This window comes from Alteromonas sp. MmMcT2-2, assembly GCF_022348305.1.
Classification (GTDB): Bacteria; Pseudomonadota; Gammaproteobacteria; order Enterobacterales; family Alteromonadaceae; genus Alteromonas; species Alteromonas macleodii.
On the sequence record NZ_JAKRFA010000022.1, the window covers coordinates 86,426 to 109,127 of the forward strand.

The following is a 22,702-nucleotide window of genomic DNA, read 5'->3' on the forward strand; positions in this document are numbered from 1 at the left end:
GTGCTTAGTTTAGAAAACATCGTAATTTATCGCGATGACAAGCCGCTGCTTCAGTTAAGTGCTGAGGTAGCAAAGGGAGAAGTGCTGACCGTTATGGGACCTAGCGGCGCAGGTAAGTCTACTTTACTTCAAGCCATCGCCGGACAGCTTCAGGCCCCCTTTAGCGTTACTGGACAAATTAAAATTAACCACGTGGTGATAAACGAAATCGATGCGCACCTTCGCAAAGTGGGCATTATGTTTCAAGATGCGCTTTTATTTGAACACATGACCGTGGGCGAAAACATTGCGTTCGCTATGCCTGATAAGGCATATAAAAACAAGCAATTGAAACACGACGCCATAAACGCGTTATTAGTGGCCGTCGAACTTGACGGCATCGCTGACCGGACTGTGAATACGCTCTCTGGTGGTCAGCAGGCCAGAGTAAGCCTTATCAGAACGTTAGCTTCTGAGCCTGATGTGGTATTGCTTGACGAGCCGTTCAGCAAACTAGATGTAGCCCTTCGAAGTCAAATTCGCAGCTGGACGTTTTCGCAGCTAAAAGCACGTAATATTCCCGCAGTATTAGTGACACACGATAAAGATGATGCGCTAGCCGCAGGCGGCAACGTCATAGAAATTTTATAGCGGTATTACATAGGTGCTGCCGAAGGTAGTACTGAAATAGTAAAAAAATACTGCAGAGCGAGTAAAGAGACATGTCATGTTAGATGCCAAAGTTACCCCTTTTATAAAGCCACTTTTAAAACTGTTGATAAAAGCGCTAGACAGCAAGGGCGTTACCCCAAATCAGGTTACGCTTGCCGGGTTTGTCATCGGTGTTCTTGCGCTTCCCTTTATTATTCTTAACTGGTGGAATATGGCGCTAGCCTGCATCATATTGAATCGTGTTTTTGATGGAATTGACGGTGAACTGGCGCGCTATCAGCAAAGCAGCAGCAGTGCGGGTGGTTTTTTGGATATTTGCTTAGATTTTCTATTCTACGCTTCTATTCCTTTGGCGTTTGGCATTGCTAACCCTCAAGAGTGGGGCATACCAGCTATGGTGCTGTTAGCTACTTTTATTGGCACTGGCAGCAGTTTTTTAGCCTTTGCCATTGCAGCAGAGAAGTTTCAAATAGATAGGCCCCAGTTTGCTAACAAGAGTTTTTATTATATGCAGGGGTTAACCGAAGGCACTGAAACCATTTTGGTGTTTTTGGCGTTCTGTATTTGGCCGCAGTATTTTGCAACGCTTGCCTATGTGTTCGCTGCAGCCTGTGCCGTAACAGTCATTACTCGCATAGTAGGGGGCTTTTCTACGCTTCATAGGGTAGAGCGCGACGCTGCTAAGTCAGAACGTACAGTGCCTTCTTCAGGTTATGAATGATGGTGAAAGTTCTCGTAGCAGTAAAAGTAATCTGAATTTTGAAAGTAATTAACGTGATAAAGGTAATTTGCTTTGGATAATACCGCGGTTATTCGCTTAAGTGTATTTCTTGGCGTTTTTGTGCTTATGGCAGTACTTGAAGCACTGTTGCCAGCGCGTGAAGCCGTGCTTAGTAGGAAAACACGCTGGTTGGGTAACTTGTCCATGGTGGTAATGGGGGCGCTGGTATCGCGTATTTTGCTTCCGGCCACACTCGTTGGTGTGTCTTTATGGGCGCAGCAGAAAGGCATAGGTGTTTTCAACGTTTTACTGGATGCCGTGCCGGCTGACGCTTCAAGCTCCAATCAACTGCTAAACAGTGGTGAGCCTCTCAATAATTCATCAACGTATCTTGTTCATATAGCCATCGTAACGTTAAGTGTTTTACTACTTGATATGCTTATCTATTGGCAGCACCGACTTTTTCATACCGTACCTATGTTGTGGCGCTTTCATAAAATGCATCATGCCGATAGTCATGTCGACACCACTACAGGTCTTCGCTTTCATCCAGTTGAAATTGCTATGAGTTTAGGTATTAAAGCCGCGGCGGTGGTGATGCTGGGCGTGCCTGCTATTGCTATTGTTATCTTTGAAGTGGCGCTAAATGGCTTTGCCCTTTTTAATCATGCCAATATTAGGTTGCCACAAAAGTGGGATGATAGAATTGGGCTTGTGCTAATCACACAGCGCTTACATCGCATTCACCATAGCCAGGCTAAAAATGAATCTAATTCGAACTACGGGTTTAGCGTATCGTGGTGGGATAGGCTGTTTAATAGTTTTACGCCTCGCGCTGCGTTTAGCGACGAAACATTGCCCATTGGTCAAAAAGACGTGCCAGCCACTAAGAAGAACGCAAGTATCATTGCGCTTTTACTGCAGCCATTTAAAAAGAGATAGGCATCCCTGCCTTTTTAGATGGGTTATTAACAGCCGAGCGCAGCGGTTAAGCCTCCTAATCCCCCTTCAACAGCATTTTCTTTATAGCTTGGTAGTGACGGCATAATGTTTAGACCTGTTCTGGATTCAACTTCATTAACCGTTACCTCAGTTGCGCAAAAGTTATCACTGCGAGCTGCGTTTTGCTCTAGGATGAAAGCAGAGGCTTCCACCCAGCCGTTAACATCGGTAATGACGACTTTAAAATATCCACTAGGAATGCTGTGCGACTCATCTGCCTCTGGCAGAGTAGCGAAATACCACTCATATAACGGCCCAGAAACCACATAAACGTCTTGCCCAGTTCTCACTACATCACGCACCGCATTTTCTAGATCCACCCAAGGACCTTGGTTTAGGTCTGAATCTTGAGGTGTAATGTTTGATAAATAATTTAACATTTGCCAATCGGCTGTGTTGCTGAACGAAGCAAGAGGAACTTGATGGCCGCGGTCAGTGCCAATTGTAGCCCATGCTCCGCTGTAATCGTTCGGCTCTAAAGTATTCGCAGAGTTAATTGAAGGGTCAGCTTTCCAATTACGACTTCTTGATGGGCCGTCAATAGTGCTTGGGGTTACATGATAGGCCACCCAGTTGGCGAACTTTGTTTGTGCATTATTGTTTAGGGTGTAAATGGAACGGGTAATGGTTTGTCCAGATTGACCAGTGGGGCAGTTGTAAACACAGTTATCAGCAAACGCATTAAATGCGCAAATTGTTAGTGTGAACGCGATGAGCTTTTTCATTATATTTCCTTTTGTTTTTAGACGCCTGCGTTTTACAGGCTGTACCAAAGTACAGGTCTAAAATGTCAGGAAATAGTACCTAATGTTACAAAGAGTACAAAAACAAATACCTATGTTTGAAAACGCGATTAGCAGTGGCTTTTCTTATAATGCCCTGGCTTGTTGAACGAGCCGACGAAGCACGTTATCGCGCAAGATATGCTGGCAGAAAATTATGCTCAGTTGTGTAAGAATTAGTATTAAGAGCTTCGCCAAGCATTTACTCGGCGAAGCTCATAGGAGCGCCCGTCGTTAAAGAGCTTTGGTTTACGTTCTCTCGGGCATATCGACGTTATTTGGGCTGTAACGTCAATACCATCTTACCAATGTGTTTTTTCTGCTCAAATTCTTGCTGCGCTTGGTGTATTTCACTTAGTGGGAATGTGCTCGATACAAGTGGTTTAATATTGCCTGCTTCGATGTGTTTTACTAAGTTGGCAAATACATCATGTCCTAAAATAGTGCAGCCTAATAGAGTTAAATCTTTCAAATACAGAGTCCGTACATCCAAAGAGACGTCGTGACCAGCAATTGCGCCCGACGTCGCGTAGCGACCAAACGGTTTTAGGATCTCAAGTAGCTCAGGCCATCGTGGGCCAGCAACAAGGTCGATAACAACGTCGAACGGCTCGCTTTCTGCCATGTGTTGCCAATCTTCATCACGCAAAACGGTCTTGTCGGCGCCTAATGCTTGTATGGCTGATTGCTTTTGTTCGCTGGTTACTGCAACAACATAGGCGCCACGTGCTTTAGCGAGTTGTACGGCAGCTGAGCCTACGCCGCCCGAGGCACCGGTTATAAATACTCGCTCACCTGTTTTTACGTTTGCTCTGTGCAGCATGTTTTCGGCTGTAGGGTAAGAGCAGGGGAACGAGGCTAGTTCCACATCTGTCATCGTTGAATTTACTGCATGGGCGTGGCGCGATGCGACTTTAGTAAACTGTGCGAAACCTCCATTGCATTCCGAGCCGAAATACCAAGGGGTACTTAGCGGTTTACTGTCAACTTCTACCAAACAAGGCTCAATGATGACGCGTTCACCAATACGTTCTTTGCTCACGTTATTACCCACAGCGGTAATATAGCCACATACGTCGGCGCCTTGAATTAGAGGTAGGTTTAACGCATTGCCGGCCCATCCAGCATCTTCTGCATTGTTGTCGCCTTTGGAATACCAACCTTTTCGCGTATTTAAGTCGGTGTTGTTTACCCCCGCAGCGCGTACTTCAATAAGTACATCGTTGTCGCTGAGTGTAGGCAAAGGTATGTTTTCGTTAAATGTAAGCGCGTCGAGATCGCCATGTTTGGTTAACTGCACGCCGTACATTTCATTTGGCAATGATTTCATATTGTCCTCCAGAATTTTTGCTTTAGACGAGAAAGGTAATGGTTGATGCAAGTGCTAAGAAGGGCTAATCAAGTAGCACTGTTAGTGCGCCTTTCGCTGCGGTTAACGCTTTATCACCAATCGTTGGCCATGCTGATGACATGCCCTCATGTAGCAGGAACACGCTGTTTGAAAGGGCTGGGTCTTCGAGCTTTTCATTCAGCCACGTTAGCACCGCGTGTTTGTGGTTGTTCACAGCGGTTTCAATTTGAAGGTTATTGGGGTAACTCGCCAAAGCCTGCAATGACATGCAACCTCTGGGAGCGAATGTCGTTAGCCACACCGACAAGCGTTCAAATATGTGGTTAATTGCTTCGTTACGCGTCGAGGGACAGTTTTCTTCCAGAAACGCGATGTAACGGCTGTGACGATAGTCAAGCGCGCCAATAATCATGTCTTCTTTTGAAGGGAAGTATTTGTACAAGGTTTTAAGTGTGGTGCCAGTGTAGTCCTTGAGTTTAGCCACATTAGGCTCTGCGAATCCGTAAAGGGCAAAAGCTTGCTCTAGTTTCGAAGCTAACTCAGATTGTTTGGGCGCGGTCATACCGGGTCTCCTCGAAAGCGTTTGTTATTTTCGTCTGCTTGGCACATCGCTTGTTATCCAATTAAACAGATTTTAAGTAGAATGAATATTCTACTTAATCAACAGCCGCTATACGTTCTTTGTTATATTTTGCTTTCCGTTACGCAATTTAGTCACATGTGAATTTGTGATTAATAATAATCACATTTTGCTGTGTGATTGTTTTTGAATTTGAGATGGTAGCGTGTCATAGTGGACCTCTAAACGGAAAAAAGTGTCTATTGAAAGTAGAAAAGACAACGCGGCGCATAGTGAAATGACAAGAAAGAGTGCTTTAACAAGCAATACAAAAAAGCGCGCTGGTGTGATTACCGGTGACGTCTCCAACTCTCAGTCTTATTCTGATGCTGAATTCAGAGAGATAATTGCTACGCTGAGAGAGCGTTTAACATACTACGCCGAGTACTACGGTGGAGACTTTGATATTTATCGAGGAGACGCATTCCAGCTAGTTGTTGCACAACCACAGCATAGCATTGCAGCCGCAGTTGGATTGCGGCTAGCACTCAAGGCGCACGCTTCAGGCGTAGACGTGCGAATGAGTGTTGCTGTGGGAGAAGCGCAATTTCGCCCTTCAGAAGTAAAAACTGGGACTGGAGACGCATTTGTGTTGTCAGGACGAGGGTTAGATAACATAAAGCCGCACCATCTTACTTTTTGTAGCGGTGAACAAACACTCGACGACAAAACGCAGCTCTTAACACGTTTTGCCGACGCGCATATCAATGGACTGACACAAACCCAGTCGCAAACCTTACTCGCGTATCTTGAAGCCACGGATAAGAGCCATGAAAGTGTAGCGGCCATACTAGATAAAAATCGCAGTAATGTAAGTCGAATCCTCAATGCCAGTAACTATAAACTGATAGCAGAATATCTCGACTATATGGAGAGAGCGCTCATTTTATGGGTTCAAGGTGGAACCTCATTAAAAACGGAACAATTGACCAAGGAAGACTAACGTGATGACGGGTTATGCAAAAAACATAATGCTTGTGACTGGAGAACCAAATGCTTGCTGAACCTCAACTGCTGGTGGCACTCGTGTTAGCGCATCTATTAGCAGACTTTTATTTTCAACCGTTTACCTGGGTACAGCAAAGAAACGAACGTCACGCACTGGCTTTGCCTTTATACCTACACGCAATCATACACGGTATACTCGCGGCAGCAGCAATGTTCTTGTTTTCATCAACGATAAGTATCGCAAGTATAGGTGTTGGTGCAATTGTAGTCGCCGTTTCTCACTTCAAAATTGACGTGATTAAATCGTATTGTAAGCAAAACACTACGTCTTTTGTTGTCGATCAAATAGCGCACATTGTCGTGATCTTAGGCGTATTTTTGTATGCCACCAATCAGTGGCGCGAGGCAGTGGGACTACTTCAGAAGGTAGGTACAACGCACCTATTAGTGGTCTTGGCCTATCTGGCGGTACTCAAGCCCAGTTCAGTTATTATTAAACAGCTGCTGTCGCCTTGGAGCGATGAAGTATTAGCTAACAAAATGCCGTCTTCTCACCCCAATGATCCGCCTACAATAAGTACAGAGGCACAACAAACTTTATCACTGGCAGGTCAACGAATTGGCTATTTAGAACGTGTACTCATGTTAACGTTTGTGTTGTTAAATCAGTTTTCTGCCATAGGTTTTCTTATTGCGGCGAAATCTATATTTCGCTTCGGCGACCTCACTAAACACCAAGACAGAAAATTAACTGAATATGTACTTTTGGGCACCTTCACCAGTGTGGCGATGACGTTTGCCATTGGCTTGGCATGCGCAGCGGCATTAGGGCAGTTACCTATAAAGTCTTAGCAAGGGCTTTATTGAGTAGGTAGTGTCCAAAGTAGTTTATTCTACGTGCTGTATTGTTTAATGAATTGACTTGGGGTAATGCCTTCGTGATTTTTGAAAACACGACTGAAGTGAGATTGATCATTGAATCCCAATGATAACGCGATGTCGCTCATGGACTGAGTATTCGCGAGTAAGTATTTTTTACTTTGCTCAACACGGTATTGGGTAATAAATTGGTAAGGTGTTTCCCCAACACTCTTTTTAAACTCTCTTAAAAAGTGGAACTTGCTGCAAAAAACAAGCTCGGCCAGCGCATCTACGCTAATGGTACTGCCGATATTTTCTTTAATATATTGCTCAATCTTATCTATCTGTGACTTGCCTATTTTGACACTCTTTGCTGAGGAATCTTGAAGGTCGCGGTAATTTGAATAATTTTGGATATAATGAGCAGAAAGTGCAGACAATAAGTTACTTAAATAGGCTTTCCCATTACGACCCTTTGCTTGTGTCTCTAATAACAGAAGCTCAATTAGCCCCTTTATGGTCTCGTCTTCCACGTTATAGTTGTTCAGAAACTGCAGCTGATCTTGTTCTACCTTAAACGGACATGCGTCTAAAAATACACGCTCTTCAACCGCTAAAATAACAAAATAACAAGGCTCGGATATGTCGTGTGTAAACGGCGTTTTAGGTGGATTTATCCAAATGTTTCCCGGACTGGTTTTTAAAGAAACCATACTTCCATTCGCTTCTATGTTCCAATTCAGATCGCTTTCAAGGGCGAGTGCGAAATAGAAATAAGGGGTATACACATTTTGAGGGTAAAAGTGAGGCGACTTTCCTTTCTCTAAAATGATGCCTTTCCAATCGAGACCGTCGTTTGAAAACGCAATATCTAGTACGTCTTTGCACGATGAAGGTTGATGTGTCGAATGATCAAAAAAGGCTAAACGTGACTTCAAGCTTTATGTTTCCTTTAGCAATAACCTACAAATAATTAGCATTAATGTGCAATAACTAAGGCGCACTATTTCATATTCTGTGTTCATTGATTCTTCACTTAAAGAGCGCAGCAAAAATGCTTAAACCTACCATAACAGTAATTGCACAGTCACTTTTGATATCGCCACTGGTCATATTACAACCGGGCATATCACACGCTCAACAACCATCGCAAACAGACGCGTTAAACCAAGCCCGAGCAGGCATTGAACAACTAAGCGCTAATCACGCGCAGTTAAGCAGTGAAAACAAAAATATTCATCGTCAATACAACCAGCAAGGATTTCAAATGGAAAATATCACGTTAAACACAGAAGTGGGCAACTTGGCCGCAAATTTATACCTGCCAAAAGGTATTACTAATCCACCAGTGGTCGTTGTTACAGGTGCATGGACATCAGTAAAAGAGCAAATGCCAGCTGTTTATGCAAAGGCACTAGCCGAGCGAGGCTACGCTGCTGTTACATTTGATTTTAGAGGTTGGGGAGCGTCAAGAGATACTGATGACAACCAAACTGCGTACCTTGAAGACCCTGTTCGTAAAACGCAAGATATACAGGCTGTTATCAAAGCGCTGCCAAATGTCGCGCAGGTGGACAACAGCCGTATTGCTGGCTTGGCCATTTGTGCCTCAGCGGGCTATATGCTTGATGCTGCGGTTCAAAATACTCAATTAAGCCAAAATACACGGTTAGGCGCGGTGGCAGTAGTGGCCCCCTGGTTACACGATGAAGCAATGGCAACAGCCATTTATGGCGGTGAAGAAAATCGCAATCAATTACTTGCGTTAGCAGCGGCAGAGAAAGGCAAATCCGAGCCATTAGTTATTGAAGCGGCAAGTTTAACCAATGAAAACGCATTGATGTACAACGCACCGTATTACACAGAGCAATCACGAGGTTTGTTGCCTGCCTACGACAACAAATTCAACGTGACGTCATGGAGCGGTTGGCTTAATTACAATGCGCAGTTAAGTGCATCAAAACAGACTATACCGGTTTTAATGGTTGCATCAGAAGCGATGGCGCTGCCACAAGGTGCACATCAGTATTTGGAAAACGCGACTGATTCGGTAAATGCAATTTGGCTAGATAACATCAATCAATTTGACTTCTACGACCAACCTGAAGCCGTTGAAAAAGCCGTTAACGCCGTAGTTTCCCACTTCGACAGCGCTTTGTAAGACGAGTATTTACCTATTAAAGGCTCAGAAATGAAATTTAAAGCCATAATTTGTGTCATGTTAGTTGGAGTTTTTACTATGGGCCATGCTGCCACATCCCATTCGAGCCGGGATAAAGACATTGCAAGTATTCACAGCAACCTGAATAGCTTTTCAGCATTAGCTGACAACAATGCTTATGAATACTTAACCTTACTGTTTGCCCCAAATGTAACAACAGACTACACCAGTTTGTTTGGGGGAGAAGCGGTAACCCAAAAACGTGAGATCTTAATGCAAAACTGGGCGGCTTTTTTGCCTGGTTTTGACAAAACATTTCACAACTTGGGAAACCCCAGTATTAATCGAAAAGAAGATATAGCGTTTGCTAACGTGCCATTTACTGCCAGTCATTGGCTAGGGCATGATGGTTTTTGGCAAGTTTCGGGCATCTACCACTTCACTTTTAGAAAGATAGAAGGGCAATGGCTGATTACTTCAGTGACACTAGAAAAGAGAGAGGAGGCGGGCAGTCGCGATATTTTAGCGATTGCGCCAGAAAATGCGAAAGACCGCTTGGCGGATCTGCAGCAGCTTAAAAACGATACGCTAGTGCACTGAAAGCAAACGAGTTACTAACACCTGTTGAGATTTGGTGCACAGTAAAGAACAACAGGCTAGTGTCAAACGGCGTGTTTTTCTTCAAGAAAGTCGATTAAGGCCCTAATTCTTTGGGCCTTTTGACTATGTTGCTGAAAATACATAAATAGCCCTGAATAAGGAAACCAGTTCTCTTTAAGTACGGGAACAAGCTCGCCAGTTTGAAATAATTCATCCACCATAGGTTCAACAATTCTTCCTATACCTAACCCTTTTTTGGCAGCATCAATCATCAAATCTGTATCGTTGACTACCATAGCAATCGGCATTGAAACACTCACAGCTTGCTGGTTTTGCCACAGATGAAGTGGCGCAAGTTTGTTAGAGGTAATAAAACGATATTGAATGAGCTTGTGTTGCTGAAGGCTATCAATAGACGAGGGAAGGCTATACTTTTTAGCGTAGTGAGGTGAGCAGAACAAACATTCTTTAGTGGCATTAGTTAATCGCTTTGCCACCATGCCTTCTTCTATCCTATCACCAAAGCGAATACCCACATCCATCCCATCGGTAATCAAATTTACGGCTGCATCGTTTATCGATACCTCAAGCTTTAAGTCTGGATAGCGCTCGCAAAACTCTTGGTAATAAGGCGCCAAAAGCTGTTGGAAGGCGAAGCGAGGAGTGGTAATACGAACCGTGCCCCTAGGGGTATAGCTAAGGGCGTTGACCTCTTCAAATGCAATATCTAACGTGTCGATAGCATGATGAGTTTGCTGCTTAAGTAACTTTCCCGCATCGGTTAATTCAACTCTACGCGTGGTTCGATTGAACAAAGGAACGCCCACACTTGCTTCTAGAGATTTAAGCGCGTGGCTTACAGACGGCGGTGCCATTTCTAACTGGCGAGCTGCGCCACTAATACTGCCTTCATCGGCAATAGCATGAAAAACAATAAGTTGTTGAAATGTGGTGCCGTTCACTTATAGCGCCTCTTGAAAGTCTAAGTGACAAATTGGTCGAAGGGTTTCAAGCCCAAAATTATGTCTAGAATTTAATTGTTAGTTTTAAACTAATAATCTTTGAGTTAATCATCATATAAAACTAAAGGTTGTTCAAGCATAAACTTCTATCTGTTCACTTTGAACCAACCATAAAATTATCACGCAAAGGTAGAAGTAATGAGTAAAGTATTAGTTATCTCCGGCCATCCTAATTTAGACCAGTCCAATGCTAATAGCGCTATTTTGCAAAGCCTGACTAAGCGCATAGACGACATTGAAGTTAGACGTTTGGACACCCTTTATTCTAACAACCCAATTGATGTAGAGGCAGAGCAAAAAGCCTTGCTTGAAGCTGAGGTAATTGTGCTGCAGTTTCCTTTCTACTGGTATTCTGTACCAGCTTTACTTAAGCGCTGGATTGACCAAGTATTTACTTATAATTTTGCGTTTGGCCCTGAAGGAGACAAGCTGGCGAATAAGCACTTTTTACTGTCCATTTCGGTAGGTGGCCCAAAAGAGTCTTATAGACCGCTAGGCTATAACCATTTCAGTGTGGAAGAATTCTTACGCCCGCTAGAACAGCTCGCTTACCTTGCAAAAATGCAGTACCACAAGCCAATTTACAGCCATCGCATGGTGTACATTGAAGGTGTTTACAACACGCTTTCAGACGTTCAGGCCCGTGGTGATCAACATGGTAAGCGGGTAGCCGATGCTATTGATGTTTTGATGAACTCTCCAGAATTGCGTATCAAACAGTTTGTAACGACGTGGTTTGGGCAGTTCGATCAATTACCGGCGTCAAGTGAAGCGTTTCTACCGAATCTCAGCGAGGAGGTTGTCTGGCAAGCGCCAGAGGGACGATTTCAAGGCCATGCTGGATTCAACGACTGGTACGCGTGGGCACGCAAGACGTTTAAACCTAACTGTGAGCACCGCGTAGATCAAATTGATATCAAACCCGATGCTGATTCAGCGAAGCCCAATGGGTTTATAGTAGACCTTCGAATTAACCTTCGCGCTGACACATTTGAATCGTCTGACTTTAAAGGGGAATCGGTTGAGGTACAGGTAAAAGAGCGCTGGCATGTGCATATTGATACCGAAGGTAAAGTAACCATCGACAGTTACGTTGTTAGTCCTTTGTAGGGATTAACAACGTGCTAAAAACTCAAAACCAGAATTTAAAACCAAGGCAAAAAGCATTTAAAAAGTTAGGCGAGACAATGAATAAACCTATCCCGTTTACAAGAAAAGCGTGTCAGTCTCTGGCGTTAATTATGCTCTCTGGCATGGGCATTACCACCTCGTTTAGCGAAGCCGTGGCAAACGAAGCAATAGGGGCGCTCTATTCAAGTAAGTTTGAAAGCAACATAAATCAGAACCTAACACCGCTGCACAAAGCAGTGTGGGATAACGATATACAGCGTGTTAAGGCCCTTATAGATAGCGGCGCAGATGTTAACGCACTCGATAGATTAATGGGGGTAGCACCGCTTCATCTGGCTGTTCAAGGAAGGAATTTAGACCTTGTTAAACTGCTTGTGAAGGAGGGGGCATTCGTAAACTTGCAGTCAGTACGCCTGGGCGGAACGCCACTGCTATTGGCCGTGTGGCACAGAAATATTCCCGCGGTGGAATATTTATTAAGTTTGCCCGACATCGATACCACCGTTATTTCAGCGGCAGGCGCTACAGCCCTTGGGTTTAATCGAAGCGGTGCAAAAGCAAACGATAAAGCGTTAAATGAAGATGTTGCCACTATTAACGCGCTATTTGCGGCTCATAAAGAGAAAACGCTGCAGCAAGCGCAAGAAAAAGCAGCCATTTATATGATCGTTGCCAACCAAGCGCTGTCTGAAGAAGAAATGGTAGCTGAAATAAAAGTGCTGCTAGAAAAAGGGTATGACGTTAATGCGGTTGCGCCCGTATTGAAACAAGGCAGTGATTTTCATAGCGCGCTGCTGCTTGCAGCGATGAAAGGCTACCTGAAAGTAGCAAAGCTGTTGCTAGATAACGGCGCAGATCAAACGCTTACCGGCGCCTACATGGCCGCAATTGCTTTACACAAAGCCGCATATTTTGGGCGTGCAGACATGCTGACGTTACTTAGTCAATATCCTGGCTTTCAGGATGTGCTTAACGCGCAAGGTCCTAACAACGGGTATACACCGCTTCATGACGCAGTGTGGCATGGGCATTTAGAGGCAGCGAAAGTATTGGTGGAAGCAGGAGCTAGGTTAGATTTGAAAGGTTACGATGGCAATACACCAGAGCAGCTTGCAAGGCAAAACGGTTATTCTATGATTGCTGAATACCTAGAAAATACGCGAAGCAAGCGTGGAAATGCCCCGCGTAAGTGAGCTGAAAAAAGCGTACTAATCTGCAACGCTAAATTTTGACGACGTTCTTACGTATACAATGGTTTCGCTCTGGTTTGCGTTTTCAACAGAATGGTGTGCGGCAGTTGATGATTCAATATAACTTCCTGCGTTTAATTCAATCTGTCTGGAGGTATTGTTTTGGGTATAATTGAGACTACCCTTGATAACCACTGCCTTGAATTCATCACCATTAGATTTTATTGAACCTTTAAATCCTTTTGGAAGCTTGATAAGGGTGCCGTATACACTACTTGTGTCGCCCCACAAATAGGCAATAGAAACACCGTCGGCCGCTATATTTACAAGGTCGCTTTTTTGCAGCCACACCATATTGTCTGCGTGAACGTTGATTGGCCTTTCACCGTTGTCAAAATGTTCTCTTGATGGCTTTACAAGGTATGGGCCTTCATCAATTTCCAGGTAAATCAGGTTGGTTTTGTCGTTTGCTGCAGTCGTGTGATCTTCACCTGCAGGTTGAGTCCAAAACGAACCTGTTGGCATCCACATCTTTGCTGCGTTTGGATCGTCATTGTGCATTTCACCTTCAATCACAATACCTCTATAGGTTATGTTGTGAATGTGCGGTGGCGATTCAAAGCCTTTGTTAAATCGCACTAACATCCCCGTTGCCGTGTCTTTTGTTCTGTCTCCCCACAAGTCTGCTGCCCCGGGGCTTTTGTCGCCACGGGCTGGGTTCAAGTAACCCCACTCTACATCCTTGGCTGCAATAACTTTGCCTTGTGCTTGTGCGCCGGGTACAAGAAGAAAACAGGTGCTCAATAATAGCGATGCTATTGTAAGTTTGTTTCGTTTCGTTGGTTTCATTCAAACCTCCTAATTGTTGGTCGTAGGTTTTATTTAACAGACAGGCACAGTCTATTATTTCGAATAAGTCTCATAAACGACCAAAATCAATAAAGACTTTCCTGAAAATGTGGATAATAGAGGTGCTCCATTTTGCTTTGTCTTTTTTGCCTTGAAATCAAAAGAGTGAAATAAACGTTGAGGGAAGTATGAAAACCGAAGACCTGTCTGTGTTCGTAAAGGTGGCTGAAGTGAGCTCGATAACCACTGCTGCGATAAAACTTGATATTAGCTCATCTGCTGCAAGTATGGCGGTTAAACGTTTAGAAGAGCAGCTTGGCGTAGCCCTATTTGTGCGAAGTACACGCAAAATTCGATTGTCACCTGAAGGAGAGCAGTATTTGCCTATGGCAAAGCAAGCACTCGACACCTTACAGCAGGGCCTTGCATTAGTAACAGAGCAGAAGCAGAGCATTCATGGTGAGCTTCGCATGGCGATGTCTTCGGAAATGGGTCGCAACTTAATGCGTGAACTGCTAAATAAAGTGCAACGCGAAAATCCAGAACTTTCATTGCGATTACATGTGAGCGACAGTCGGGTGGACTTCTACCGCGATGGTGTAGATGTAGCACTTAGAGCCATGACAAAAGAAGCGGTTAAAGAATCGCAGATGTATGGTTTTAAAGTGTGCAATATTCCGCATGTGATTTGCGCGTCTCCCGATTATTTAGAAAGAAACGGTGAGCCTACAACTTTGACTGATTTAGCGCAGCACAACGCACTTCTTTATAAGCTCTACGACCAAACCCATAATACGTGGGAACTTATCAACGAGGGCGAGAGAGTTAAAGTGAAAGTGAACAGTAATCGCGCTGTGAATGACGGTGATATTGTTCGGCGCTGGTGCGTAGATGGAGAGGGGATCGCTAAAAAGTCATGTATAGACGTTGCGGGGGATTTACTGAGCGGAAAGCTGCAGCGTATTTTGACTGGTTACCACGTACCGCTAACTGAAATGTGGCTCATGCTGCCTAGCCGGCATCTTATTACGCCAGCGGTAAGATTAATTAGAGATGAATTAAAACAGGTTATTGAAAATAAGCGTCAACGTCTTATCAATACATATATTTTGACGGAGCGAGAGTGGCCTGTCTCCAATGAAATTTGAGCTCGTTTTTAGATACTCATTTTTTTATGCTAAGTGAATAAAAAATAAACTAAAAACAGAATCTTATAATTGAAAAAAAGACTGGAATATCCTTTAATAGTGCTCGCAAGGGATTGCGACATTTCAATAGTACACTCAACTATGCAGGACGGCATGGTGAAGTCTCGTCATGTGCAATCCTTTGTTTTCATAAAAAAGCTTCAGTTCTAAATATTTTAGCTAAAGCGAAAAACAGAGAAAACACATGAATGCAAAACTATTAGTTCCATCTTTATTAGCAGTTTCACTTCTTACTGCGTGTGGTAGTACACCACCCTCGCCAGAAGAGCAGGCAATGGCGAACCAAATGAAGCAAGCGTTTCTTGCGAAAATTCAAGGCATGTCCTTACCTGTTGCTGCCCAACAGCAACAGCAAGCTGCACCCCAGCCAGAAATCGTTATCAGTGCGACTGAACTTACAGCACAAAAACAGAAAATTGACGAAACCGGCGGAGCAGCGATTTTTTATCGTAAGAAAGATGGCATCATGATAGATGGGGAGATGTTTCATGACTTCGAAGGACAAGTTGCCAACTTCGGAGGTAATAGGTTTACTGGTGAGTTTACCTATGCGGTAGAAAATTTCGATGGCTCATTTACACTCAAATATCACAAAGCCAAATCAACTGAAGCACCTATAAAAATTGCAACGGTGTGGAAGCGTGGTGACCGGTATGAAGTAAAAACAGTTACCGGAAAAACTGCAACAGGTAGCAGTGTAATTCCTACTTCAGACGGTTTTATTATTGGCCGTCCGGGGTCTGCTTTTCGCTATATTATAGACAATGATAACGTAAAAAATATAACACTCTTAGATAACTACCACATCGCTAAACATCAGAAGGGCGATGCTGCATCTACAGGTTTTATTTTGTTAGAGAAAGATCCTCGAGACAAAGGCGACAGTGTGGGCGGATTGCTAGACTCCTTTAAAGAAATAGGTAATACGTTTGGACTTAACAAGTTTGATGACTATGTTTTAGTTAGTCTAGACGGAAAGACCATCGTTCCAATGGATGTTGGATTAGGAGGTAAGGATGTTGCAGAATACTCAAACTGCGAACGTCAAAATGCTGTGATGAACAAGTGCGAAAACGTGGATTTCAAAGAGTCGCTGTACACAAAACTTGGCTTACCTAATTACAGTCACTATTTCTGGTCAATCAATTGGGTACAAACGCAGTCAGGCCCACTGGCTATATATAGAACATCGACGAAAATTAAAATTGTCGATATCAACAATAATCAGGTTCACACTGCATTTTCGCGCACCTTAGGTGTAAACGAGTTTGATATCATTGAAAACGCTGACGGAACTACTGGTATAGAAGCAAGACTCGGATTTTCTAAAGAGAAAATTAACGATATAGAGTCATTTATCAAGAATAATACGTCTGACATCGAGCCGATTCAGACTTTACAAAACTCTTAATTTACACAAAAATTAAACATTCAAAAGTCGTAGTAAGGAAGCGGTAATAAGTCCCGCTTCCTTTTACGTTAAATTCTAGACCTTAAAAGCGATAGGCGGCGGTAAGCCTAAAGCGTTGAGGCGCGCCAGGTTCAACCCACACATCTGCGAAAGAGTTAGTATAAAACTCTTCATCAAACAGGTTATCTACTGCAACTTTAACTGACAAGTTTTCTACAGGTTCTATTTCAGCAAACGCACGAACCGTGGTGTAGCTTGGTAAGTAGAAGTCGGTAGCGGTTTGACCTAAACGCTCATCAACATACAACAGTCCTGAACCGATACGTACTGGCATATCAGCAAATATAAGTCCCTTGCTCAACTGAATGCTTAATTGGTTTTCTGGAACGTTAATTAAAGGATCGCCAGATTCAATGGCTGCAACAAAGTTAGCATCCGCCGCATCGTTTGTACTTTCAGCATCTACGAAGGTGTACGACACCCAAAGCGAAATATCATTTTCAAATTCAGCGTTAATGTCTAACTCAACACCACGGCTACGCGCTTCGCCAGCGGGGGTTAAGAAGAAGCCGTCAGACGCCTCAGGGCTATCATCATAAACAAGGATGTTACTTTGCTCGATATTAAACACGGCGAAGGTGATATCACCCCGTATATTATTAAACATCGATGTAAGATCAGCTTTAACGCCAATTTCCGCAGATTTAGATTCGTTAGGTTCAAACGGATTTCCGGCGAAATCCGACCCCGTCAGCTGACGGAAACCTTCACCGTAGGTTGCGTACACACTTGTGGTGTCATCAAACAAGTAAACAGCGCCCACTTGTGGCGAAAAGCGTGTGTCGTCTTGTGATGTGGTACTTACAGGTGACGCTAAGCGATTATCAATTTCCTGTTCGAACTTATCGAAGCGACCCCCCAGCCTAACTTGGAAATTATTAGTGATGTTGATTTGGTCTTGGAAATAGATCCCCCACGCTTCCTGAACTTCAAAACGGTCCAAGTTGTCAGACAATTCCACATCTGGAAGTGGTGAGTAATCCGGATTAAAAATATCGACCACTAAGTACTGTTCTAAGTCCAAGTCGTTAATGTCAGTATCGCTTGAAAAGAATGGCGGGCGATAGCGCAGAATAATCTGGTCATTTTCAAACTTATCGTAGTCAGCACCAATAATCACGCGATGTGATAGCGACCCAGTATCGAATTGTCCCGCGATTTCGCCGCGTAAAACGTAGTAATCGGTTTGGAAATTACGGTAGCGCTTAAAACGAGACAACAAAGCTTGATTAGGATCGATAAACAATGTTTGGCGACCATCAAAGTTGTTTTCTAATGCATTACCCTCGAAAGTGGTATCGCGTAAGCCAGCACCCAAAAGCAGGTTCCATTCGTCAGCAAGTTTATGAGAAATCTCAATTTGATGACCAACCACTTCCGTATCGATGGTGTCGCCATTAGGATCGCCAGTAAAGGTTTCAATTGGCTGATGGCCCAACTTACCATCGATGGCCACTACGCCACGGTCGAAAGGAATTTTTTGCTCGGTGTATTCGAGTTCGTACGTAACCGTGGTGTCTGCTGATGCTTCCCACGTAACCGATGGATAAAAGCCAAAACGCTCTGTTTCTACTGTATCGCGGAAACTTTCAGCATCTTCATAAAAGCCTACTAAGCGTACACCTACATTTTCAGTACTGCCTGCAACCGATTGTACATCAGCCTCAATGCGCTTCTGCGACCAGCTTCCGTAAGTTGCTTTAATTTCACCACCTTGACGAAACTGGGGGCGCTTTGTAACAAGGTTTACCGCTCCACCTGGTTCACCGCGACCAAACAGCGCAGCTTTAGGACCTTTTAAGACTTCAACATGATCAATGCCAGAGAGATCACGAGGTCCGCCAAATCCGCGTCCTGCGTTAAAACCGTTTACCAGAAACCCGCTAGGTAAGTTTTCGTCACCTGAAAAACCACGAATAGCAAAGCTGTTCCAAAGGCCACCAAAGTTATTTTGCCTTGCTACCGAAGCGGACAGGTCTAAAGCGTCGTTAAGGTTTATAGCGCCTGCATCATTGATGAGACCAAGGTCGATATCCTGCGCTGCTGCCGGCACTTCTTTATATTCAAATGCCCCTTGATACGCACGGTGCATACCATGCACCGTAATTTTCTCTACATCCGCTTCCGATTGAATATCAGTATTTTGCGCATTTGCAGGCGCATTCAAAAGCGTTGCGATAGAAAGGGCGAGGGTAGATTTTACCCAACTAGTCTTCATTAGTGTTTTCCTGTGTCTTTCTTATTTTTGGTGAAAATTGAGGTAGCTGTTTAAAACTGGCCGATGAAAACTCCGGGGCTTCAAACAAGTGATGATAGTAGAATTTGCGCAACGACGCATGAAACTCGCGAACATTATTTTCGTAGTTAACCATGGCTTTAACATCGGTATCAGCCGCACTCGTTAATAAGCGTTGCGTTAACAAAGACGGGGATAGCAGAGCAACATAGCTTGCAATTTTATCTTTGCGTAAGGTGGCGGCTTGATAAGCCTCTGAAAGTTCCTTTGCCGTTTGGTCGCCAACTTGTTGAAATGCGTAATACCACTTCCAATTAAATGAACTGTCTCGTTGTGGATCAAAGTCGGTTTTATCCGCCCACTGTGGGTGAGTTTCAATAAACGCATCCCATGTTTGTTCAACAGGTTTGTCCCATGCACTGTTAACGGCTTCTCGCTGCGTGAGCACAATGTCGCCGCCCTCAGGTGTATCGACCGACGCATTAATTATGGTGTGCCCGGTAACTGGCACAATAACCGTTGTGACAAGCCATACGCCTAACATGATTGAAGCTAGGTGCGTGGCGCTGAAATTGGCAAAACGCTTAGCAGCACCTATAGCAAGCACAATAGCGCTCCAAACAATTATGCTGCCAATGACGATGGTACAAACCGTTACTGTTTGAAACACAGACGCGCCATTCACTACACTAAAGGCAATAAACGGAATAAGTGTAACTAGTGCCAAGGGCACCAGGGTTACCAATACGCGTGATGACCAAATAGCATGCGAATTGCGTGCGGTTACATTAAGTAAGTCAAAACGGCGGGCTTCGCGTTCCTTCGCTTTTAAGTCGTAAAGGAGCAAAATGATAAACAGAGGCAACAGCACACTGGTAACGAAAGCAAAGTCAAAACGCCCTAAGAAAGCAAGCTCCGGATTGTCTGTATCGCTTTCATAAATCTGACCTTCTAGCGCTAGCATTCTAATACGGTGCTTCCACGGAAACACATCGCGCTCTCCTACGGCAGCAAACGCCAACGGCGAGGGCGGGGCATAGGTCAAATGAAAGGCGTAATAGGCTACCATGCCATAATTAGATTGGTGAGCAAGGACAGCGTTACGTTCTGTTTCATCTTTCTCTAACAAGCGCTCTATAGTGGCTTGCTGCTCTTGCATTTCCGAATAGCCAGACCACAACGACACCGAGCTTAAAAGAAAGACGACCAAAAGCGTTAGTTTTATCTGACGATGGCCAAATACGAAACCCGCTTCTCGTTTAATATCGCTATAACGCATTATGGATTTAAATTCCTAACTGCAGCTTGAAGAAGTAGTGCGGTAAGTCCCATCCAAAGCAACAGCTGAATAAAATAAATCAACGCGTTACTAATGCGTGTGCTTCCTGCTTCTGGTTTAAAATCAAACTCTGCTAAGATCGCCCAGTTATCTGCGCCAACCACAGCTTTGTCTGCTGCTTCTTCACTGGCGTTGCGGTTCATATCTAACTTGTAATCGAGTTTTTCAGCGTGAACCTTGTTCAAAGCCTGAACAAACTCAAGTCTTAGCGTTTCCGCTTCCCTTAAAAAGCGGTGGTGTGTCTCGAGGCTAGTTCCCGCAAGGATCGTAGAAATAGAGCGCACCGCAACCGTAGGCGAAAGCCAGCCAAACTGCCGTGCTATTTGGGCTTGTTCCAACTCTTCGGACATTCGCGTTTCAGCAAACTCATTAAGCACTTTGGCTTGTCGACCTTCGGAGTACTGGGCAACAATGCCCCTGAAATTAACGGGTAAGTCGTCAACTGAATCTACATTGTATTTAGCGAGCAAATCTTCTTTTAGCTTTTTGAATGCAGGATCGTTAACGTCATGACCGTCACCTAAACTTCTAAGTTTTTTTTCCACTTTGAAATCGGCTTCAAGTTTTCCCATTGAAGGGGCAACGTTTGTGGCAACGCTGCTCCCTAAACGAGGAAGTAACACACAAGCGCTCATCCAAATGACAACAAGTACAGTGAAGCTAACGCTGCTTTTCTCAAATATTGCCGAGCACGCAGTAACTACCGTGGCCCACAGTAAAAAGTAAACCACATAACTAAAGCAAAAGAGTATTACAACAAGTGCACTTTCGTTTGAAAACGCGACATAAAGACAGGCAAGCAGTAGCGGGAGTAAAAATAGGCTGCTAGCGGTTATAAGCGCCAGAAGCTTCCCTAAGAGCAATTGCCAACGGGTGGTGCCTTGAGAAAGCAGTAGGGTTAGCGTGCCGGCTTCGCGTTCACGTGACACGCTGCCGTAGCCAATTAGAATAATAAATAAAGGTGCAAGAACCAAAGCTAAAAAGCTGGGTGTTAAACTACTAAAGCGTGTAAGTCCTGCGGATTGGCGCTGCTCGGCGAACATCGCACTATTTTGGCGGTGCCCTTCTAAAAATATAGCGTTCCCCGTGTAGGTATCGACACCCGGTTCAATTACGCTCAGTGGAGTGGGGGCACGAAATACATAATGACCATAATGCACCATGCGATGAGGGTGCTTATCAGGCTGTGCCTCAAAGCGTTGTTCAGCTTCTGTTTGAAGGTGGTCTCTGGTGTGGGCAGCCTCATCGACGTGAAAGGCGTTAACTACCAGTGCAGCTATGGTAAGCATAGCGCCTAGCAATAAAACGGTCGCTGCTACTTTTGTTCGCATCCAATAGCGCCACTGTTCTGCACAAATGATTTTAGCAACATTCAGTATCATACATTACGCCCTGCAAATGCTGCGTGAACGGCTTCAGTATCTATTGGCGTATCGCCAGCGCGCTCGAAGGAACCGGTTAATTTGCCATTACTTAAAAGCACAATTCGATGGGCAACTTGGCAGGCTCCATAAACGTCGTGGGTAACCATAAAAATAGTAGCGCCACCCGCTGCCAGCTCTGACACTAGCGCATTAAATTCGTCGATGGCTGCTGGATCTAGCCCAGATGTAGGTTCATCTAAAAAAAGAACAGGCGCATTGCGCAGTAGCGCCAGGGCAATTGCGGTCTTCTGACGCATGCCTTTTGAATAATTAGATAGCGCCTTATTCCACGAATCTTCTTGAAGTGCGACCTTGCGAAGTGCGGCGAACATATCGTCGTCAGACTTATCGACTCCAGCCACTGACAAGAAATAACGAATGTTTTCTACGCCAGAAAGATGGCCATATAAGGTGACAGATTCGGGTAAGTAGGCAACAGACTTTTGAACTTGGTTTGGCTGGGTAGAGGCATTATGCCCTAATACAGTGGCGCTACCGCTACTTGCCTTCATAAGCCCTAAAAAAGTTTTAAGGGTGGTGGATTTACCTGCGCCATTTCCACCTAAAAGTGCAAATACTTCGCCTTTTCCTACATTAAAATTGAGATTGTCTAGAAGCGTGCGATCGTCAACACACACGGTAAGCGCATCCGCGCATATCACTGAATTTGTTTGCATTGTTTGGAGAAGCTATACATTAGAATCGTGCTGCAATGTTATAATATAACCATCTAGATGGGAATAGCTTTTATTTAGGTAGTGTGTGTTTTGTTTTAATTAGAAACAATTTACAAATTTCGGAAGCTGAAACGAAAAAGGCCTGCCGAGTGGCAAGCCTTTGAAAGTGGTGGAGCTGGCGGGATTTGAACCCGCGTCTTAGTCGCTATTTTATTGGCCTGTAGGGGAGTCTGTGCAGTATTTGTGTTTTTTGATTTCTGCTAGGCTAAGACCTTATGCTTCAAAATTGGTTGGCTTCTCTTTTTTCAAAGGCGCATTCCACCACTGCCTAAAGGTCATTTTGTCCTTCCAACATTCGTAAAGCACCCTGCATAACTCATATACCAAATACAATCCGTAGAACACTGCGAAGAATTTCCAATCCATGCTTACGCTCCATGCCTGTTCTGTGAGTCATAT

The 22,702-nt window shown here is 44.2% G+C and carries 21 protein-coding genes; 11 read left to right on the plus strand and 10 right to left on the minus strand.

The window, feature by feature from the left end:
- From MHM99_RS13500 to MHM99_RS13510, 3 genes are all read left to right on the plus strand, one after another.
- Positions 1 to 630: an ATP-binding cassette domain-containing protein gene (locus MHM99_RS13500; RefSeq protein ID WP_014949285.1), complete on the plus strand. Its 630-nt coding sequence runs from the start codon at positions 1 to 3 to the stop codon at positions 628 to 630.
- 76 nt (positions 631 to 706) lie between these two features.
- Complete coding sequence (locus MHM99_RS13505; protein ID WP_239219737.1) at positions 707 to 1,372, plus strand: CDP-alcohol phosphatidyltransferase family protein; 666 nt, start codon at positions 707 to 709, stop codon at positions 1,370 to 1,372.
- A gap of 72 nt (positions 1,373 to 1,444) precedes the next feature.
- Positions 1,445 to 2,314 (plus strand): sterol desaturase family protein, encoded by an 870-nt coding sequence (locus tag MHM99_RS13510; RefSeq protein WP_239219739.1) that lies wholly within the window; start codon positions 1,445 to 1,447, stop codon positions 2,312 to 2,314.
- 26 nt (positions 2,315 to 2,340) lie between these two features.
- Here MHM99_RS13510 and MHM99_RS13515 read toward each other — a convergent pair whose 3' ends face one another.
- From MHM99_RS13515 to MHM99_RS13525, 3 genes are all read right to left on the minus strand, one after another.
- Complete coding sequence (locus MHM99_RS13515) at positions 2,341 to 3,099, minus strand: DNA/RNA non-specific endonuclease (protein ID WP_014949288.1); 759 nt, start codon at positions 3,097 to 3,099, stop codon at positions 2,341 to 2,343.
- A 331-nt stretch (positions 3,100 to 3,430) separates the two neighbouring features.
- On the minus strand, positions 3,431 to 4,486 hold the full coding sequence (locus MHM99_RS13520) for an alcohol dehydrogenase family protein (RefSeq protein WP_239219741.1): 1,056 nt from the start codon (positions 4,484 to 4,486) through the stop codon (positions 3,431 to 3,433).
- A gap of 64 nt (positions 4,487 to 4,550) precedes the next feature.
- Positions 4,551 to 5,069: a TetR/AcrR family transcriptional regulator gene (locus tag MHM99_RS13525; protein WP_014949290.1), complete on the minus strand. Its 519-nt coding sequence runs from the start codon at positions 5,067 to 5,069 to the stop codon at positions 4,551 to 4,553.
- 253 nt (positions 5,070 to 5,322) lie between these two features.
- On the opposite strand from MHM99_RS13525, the gene MHM99_RS13530 reads away from it, so the two are divergent.
- Both MHM99_RS13530 and MHM99_RS13535 read left to right on the plus strand, forming a co-directional pair.
- Positions 5,323 to 6,069 (plus strand): hypothetical protein, encoded by a 747-nt coding sequence (locus MHM99_RS13530; protein ID WP_061094891.1) that lies wholly within the window; start codon positions 5,323 to 5,325, stop codon positions 6,067 to 6,069.
- 50 nt (positions 6,070 to 6,119) lie between these two features.
- Entirely contained in the window at positions 6,120 to 6,926 is an 807-nt protein-coding gene (locus tag MHM99_RS13535) for a DUF3307 domain-containing protein (RefSeq protein ID WP_014949292.1), read from the plus strand.
- Positions 6,927 to 6,967: 41 nt separating this feature from the next.
- On the opposite strand, the gene MHM99_RS13540 is transcribed toward MHM99_RS13535, so the two are convergent.
- Positions 6,968 to 7,873, minus strand: a complete 906-nt coding sequence (locus MHM99_RS13540) for an AraC family transcriptional regulator (protein WP_069944193.1) — start codon at positions 7,871 to 7,873, stop codon at positions 6,968 to 6,970.
- 116 nt (positions 7,874 to 7,989) lie between these two features.
- Between MHM99_RS13540 and MHM99_RS13545 the strand changes: the two genes are divergently transcribed.
- Entirely contained in the window at positions 7,990 to 9,096 is a 1,107-nt protein-coding gene (locus MHM99_RS13545) for an alpha/beta fold hydrolase (RefSeq protein WP_081333983.1), read from the plus strand.
- Between the two features lie 78 nt (positions 9,097 to 9,174).
- Positions 9,175 to 9,696, plus strand: coding sequence for a nuclear transport factor 2 family protein (locus MHM99_RS13550; protein ID WP_202949250.1), 522 nt, complete (start codon positions 9,175 to 9,177; stop codon positions 9,694 to 9,696).
- A 62-nt stretch (positions 9,697 to 9,758) separates the two neighbouring features.
- Here MHM99_RS13550 and MHM99_RS13555 read toward each other — a convergent pair whose 3' ends face one another.
- Complete coding sequence (locus MHM99_RS13555) at positions 9,759 to 10,658, minus strand: LysR family transcriptional regulator (protein WP_239219743.1); 900 nt, start codon at positions 10,656 to 10,658, stop codon at positions 9,759 to 9,761.
- A 198-nt stretch (positions 10,659 to 10,856) separates the two neighbouring features.
- Here MHM99_RS13555 and MHM99_RS13560 point away from each other — a divergent pair, with 198 nt between their 5' ends.
- Positions 10,857 to 11,828 (plus strand): NAD(P)H-dependent oxidoreductase, encoded by a 972-nt coding sequence (locus MHM99_RS13560; RefSeq protein WP_156086359.1) that lies wholly within the window; start codon positions 10,857 to 10,859, stop codon positions 11,826 to 11,828.
- A gap of 77 nt (positions 11,829 to 11,905) precedes the next feature.
- Positions 11,906 to 13,042 carry an ankyrin repeat domain-containing protein gene (locus MHM99_RS13565; RefSeq protein ID WP_156086360.1) on the plus strand — a complete coding sequence of 379 codons (1,137 nt, stop codon included), beginning with the start codon at positions 11,906 to 11,908 and terminating at the stop codon, positions 13,040 to 13,042.
- A gap of 15 nt (positions 13,043 to 13,057) precedes the next feature.
- Here MHM99_RS13565 and MHM99_RS13570 read toward each other — a convergent pair whose 3' ends face one another.
- On the minus strand, positions 13,058 to 13,888 hold the full coding sequence (locus MHM99_RS13570; protein WP_156086361.1) for a DUF4437 domain-containing protein: 831 nt from the start codon (positions 13,886 to 13,888) through the stop codon (positions 13,058 to 13,060).
- A 188-nt stretch (positions 13,889 to 14,076) separates the two neighbouring features.
- Here MHM99_RS13570 and MHM99_RS13575 point away from each other — a divergent pair, with 188 nt between their 5' ends.
- A complete protein-coding gene (locus MHM99_RS13575) occupies positions 14,077 to 15,036 on the plus strand; it encodes a LysR family transcriptional regulator (RefSeq protein ID WP_156086362.1) in 960 nt (319 codons plus the stop codon).
- A 244-nt stretch (positions 15,037 to 15,280) separates the two neighbouring features.
- Positions 15,281 to 16,507: a hypothetical protein gene (locus MHM99_RS13580; RefSeq protein ID WP_156086363.1), complete on the plus strand. Its 1,227-nt coding sequence runs from the start codon at positions 15,281 to 15,283 to the stop codon at positions 16,505 to 16,507.
- Between the two features lie 82 nt (positions 16,508 to 16,589).
- On the opposite strand, the gene MHM99_RS13585 is transcribed toward MHM99_RS13580, so the two are convergent.
- From MHM99_RS13585 to MHM99_RS13600, 4 genes are read right to left on the minus strand one after another with little or no spacing between them, the layout of a single operon-like run.
- On the minus strand, positions 16,590 to 18,785 hold the full coding sequence (locus MHM99_RS13585; protein ID WP_156086364.1) for a TonB-dependent siderophore receptor: 2,196 nt from the start codon (positions 18,783 to 18,785) through the stop codon (positions 16,590 to 16,592).
- Entirely contained in the window at positions 18,775 to 20,082 is a 1,308-nt protein-coding gene (locus MHM99_RS13590; protein WP_239219745.1) for a DUF3526 domain-containing protein, read from the minus strand. Before MHM99_RS13590 ends, MHM99_RS13585 begins: the two co-directional genes overlap by 11 nt.
- Positions 20,082 to 21,524 (minus strand): DUF3526 domain-containing protein, encoded by a 1,443-nt coding sequence (locus MHM99_RS13595; RefSeq protein ID WP_156086366.1) that lies wholly within the window; start codon positions 21,522 to 21,524, stop codon positions 20,082 to 20,084. Before MHM99_RS13595 ends, MHM99_RS13590 begins: the two co-directional genes overlap by 1 nt.
- A complete protein-coding gene (locus MHM99_RS13600; RefSeq protein WP_069944200.1) occupies positions 21,521 to 22,243 on the minus strand; it encodes an ABC transporter ATP-binding protein in 723 nt (240 codons plus the stop codon). Before MHM99_RS13600 ends, MHM99_RS13595 begins: the two co-directional genes overlap by 4 nt.
- Positions 22,244 to 22,702 lie beyond the last annotated feature (459 nt).

Excerpts from the sequence above, each read along its gene's own strand:
- MHM99_RS13550 (WP_202949250.1), top strand. The coding sequence starts at position 9,175 with ATGGGCCATGCTGCCACATCCCATTCGAGCCGGGATAAAGACATTGCA.
- MHM99_RS13590 (WP_239219745.1), bottom strand. The coding sequence starts at position 20,082 with ATGCGTTATAGCGATATTAAACGAGAAGCGGGTTTCGTATTTGGCCAT.
- MHM99_RS13595 (WP_156086366.1), bottom strand. The coding sequence starts at position 21,524 with ATGATACTGAATGTTGCTAAAATCATTTGTGCAGAACAGTGGCGCTAT.
- MHM99_RS13520 (WP_239219741.1), bottom strand. The coding sequence starts at position 4,486 with ATGAAATCATTGCCAAATGAAATGTACGGCGTGCAGTTAACCAAACAT.
- MHM99_RS13505 (WP_239219737.1), top strand. The coding sequence starts at position 707 with ATGTTAGATGCCAAAGTTACCCCTTTTATAAAGCCACTTTTAAAACTG.
- MHM99_RS13580 (WP_156086363.1), top strand. The coding sequence starts at position 15,281 with ATGAATGCAAAACTATTAGTTCCATCTTTATTAGCAGTTTCACTTCTT.
- MHM99_RS13575 (WP_156086362.1), top strand. The coding sequence starts at position 14,077 with ATGAAAACCGAAGACCTGTCTGTGTTCGTAAAGGTGGCTGAAGTGAGC.
- MHM99_RS13600 (WP_069944200.1), bottom strand. The coding sequence starts at position 22,243 with ATGCAAACAAATTCAGTGATATGCGCGGATGCGCTTACCGTGTGTGTT.
- MHM99_RS13560 (WP_156086359.1), top strand. The coding sequence starts at position 10,857 with ATGAGTAAAGTATTAGTTATCTCCGGCCATCCTAATTTAGACCAGTCC.
- MHM99_RS13545 (WP_081333983.1), top strand. The coding sequence starts at position 7,990 with ATGCTTAAACCTACCATAACAGTAATTGCACAGTCACTTTTGATATCG.
- MHM99_RS13525 (WP_014949290.1), bottom strand. The coding sequence starts at position 5,069 with ATGACCGCGCCCAAACAATCTGAGTTAGCTTCGAAACTAGAGCAAGCT.
- MHM99_RS13515 (WP_014949288.1), bottom strand. The coding sequence starts at position 3,099 with ATGAAAAAGCTCATCGCGTTCACACTAACAATTTGCGCATTTAATGCG.
- MHM99_RS13570 (WP_156086361.1), bottom strand. The coding sequence starts at position 13,888 with ATGAAACCAACGAAACGAAACAAACTTACAATAGCATCGCTATTATTG.
- MHM99_RS13585 (WP_156086364.1), bottom strand. The coding sequence starts at position 18,785 with ATGAAGACTAGTTGGGTAAAATCTACCCTCGCCCTTTCTATCGCAACG.
- MHM99_RS13535 (WP_014949292.1), top strand. The coding sequence starts at position 6,120 with ATGCTTGCTGAACCTCAACTGCTGGTGGCACTCGTGTTAGCGCATCTA.
- MHM99_RS13565 (WP_156086360.1), top strand. The coding sequence starts at position 11,906 with ATGAATAAACCTATCCCGTTTACAAGAAAAGCGTGTCAGTCTCTGGCG.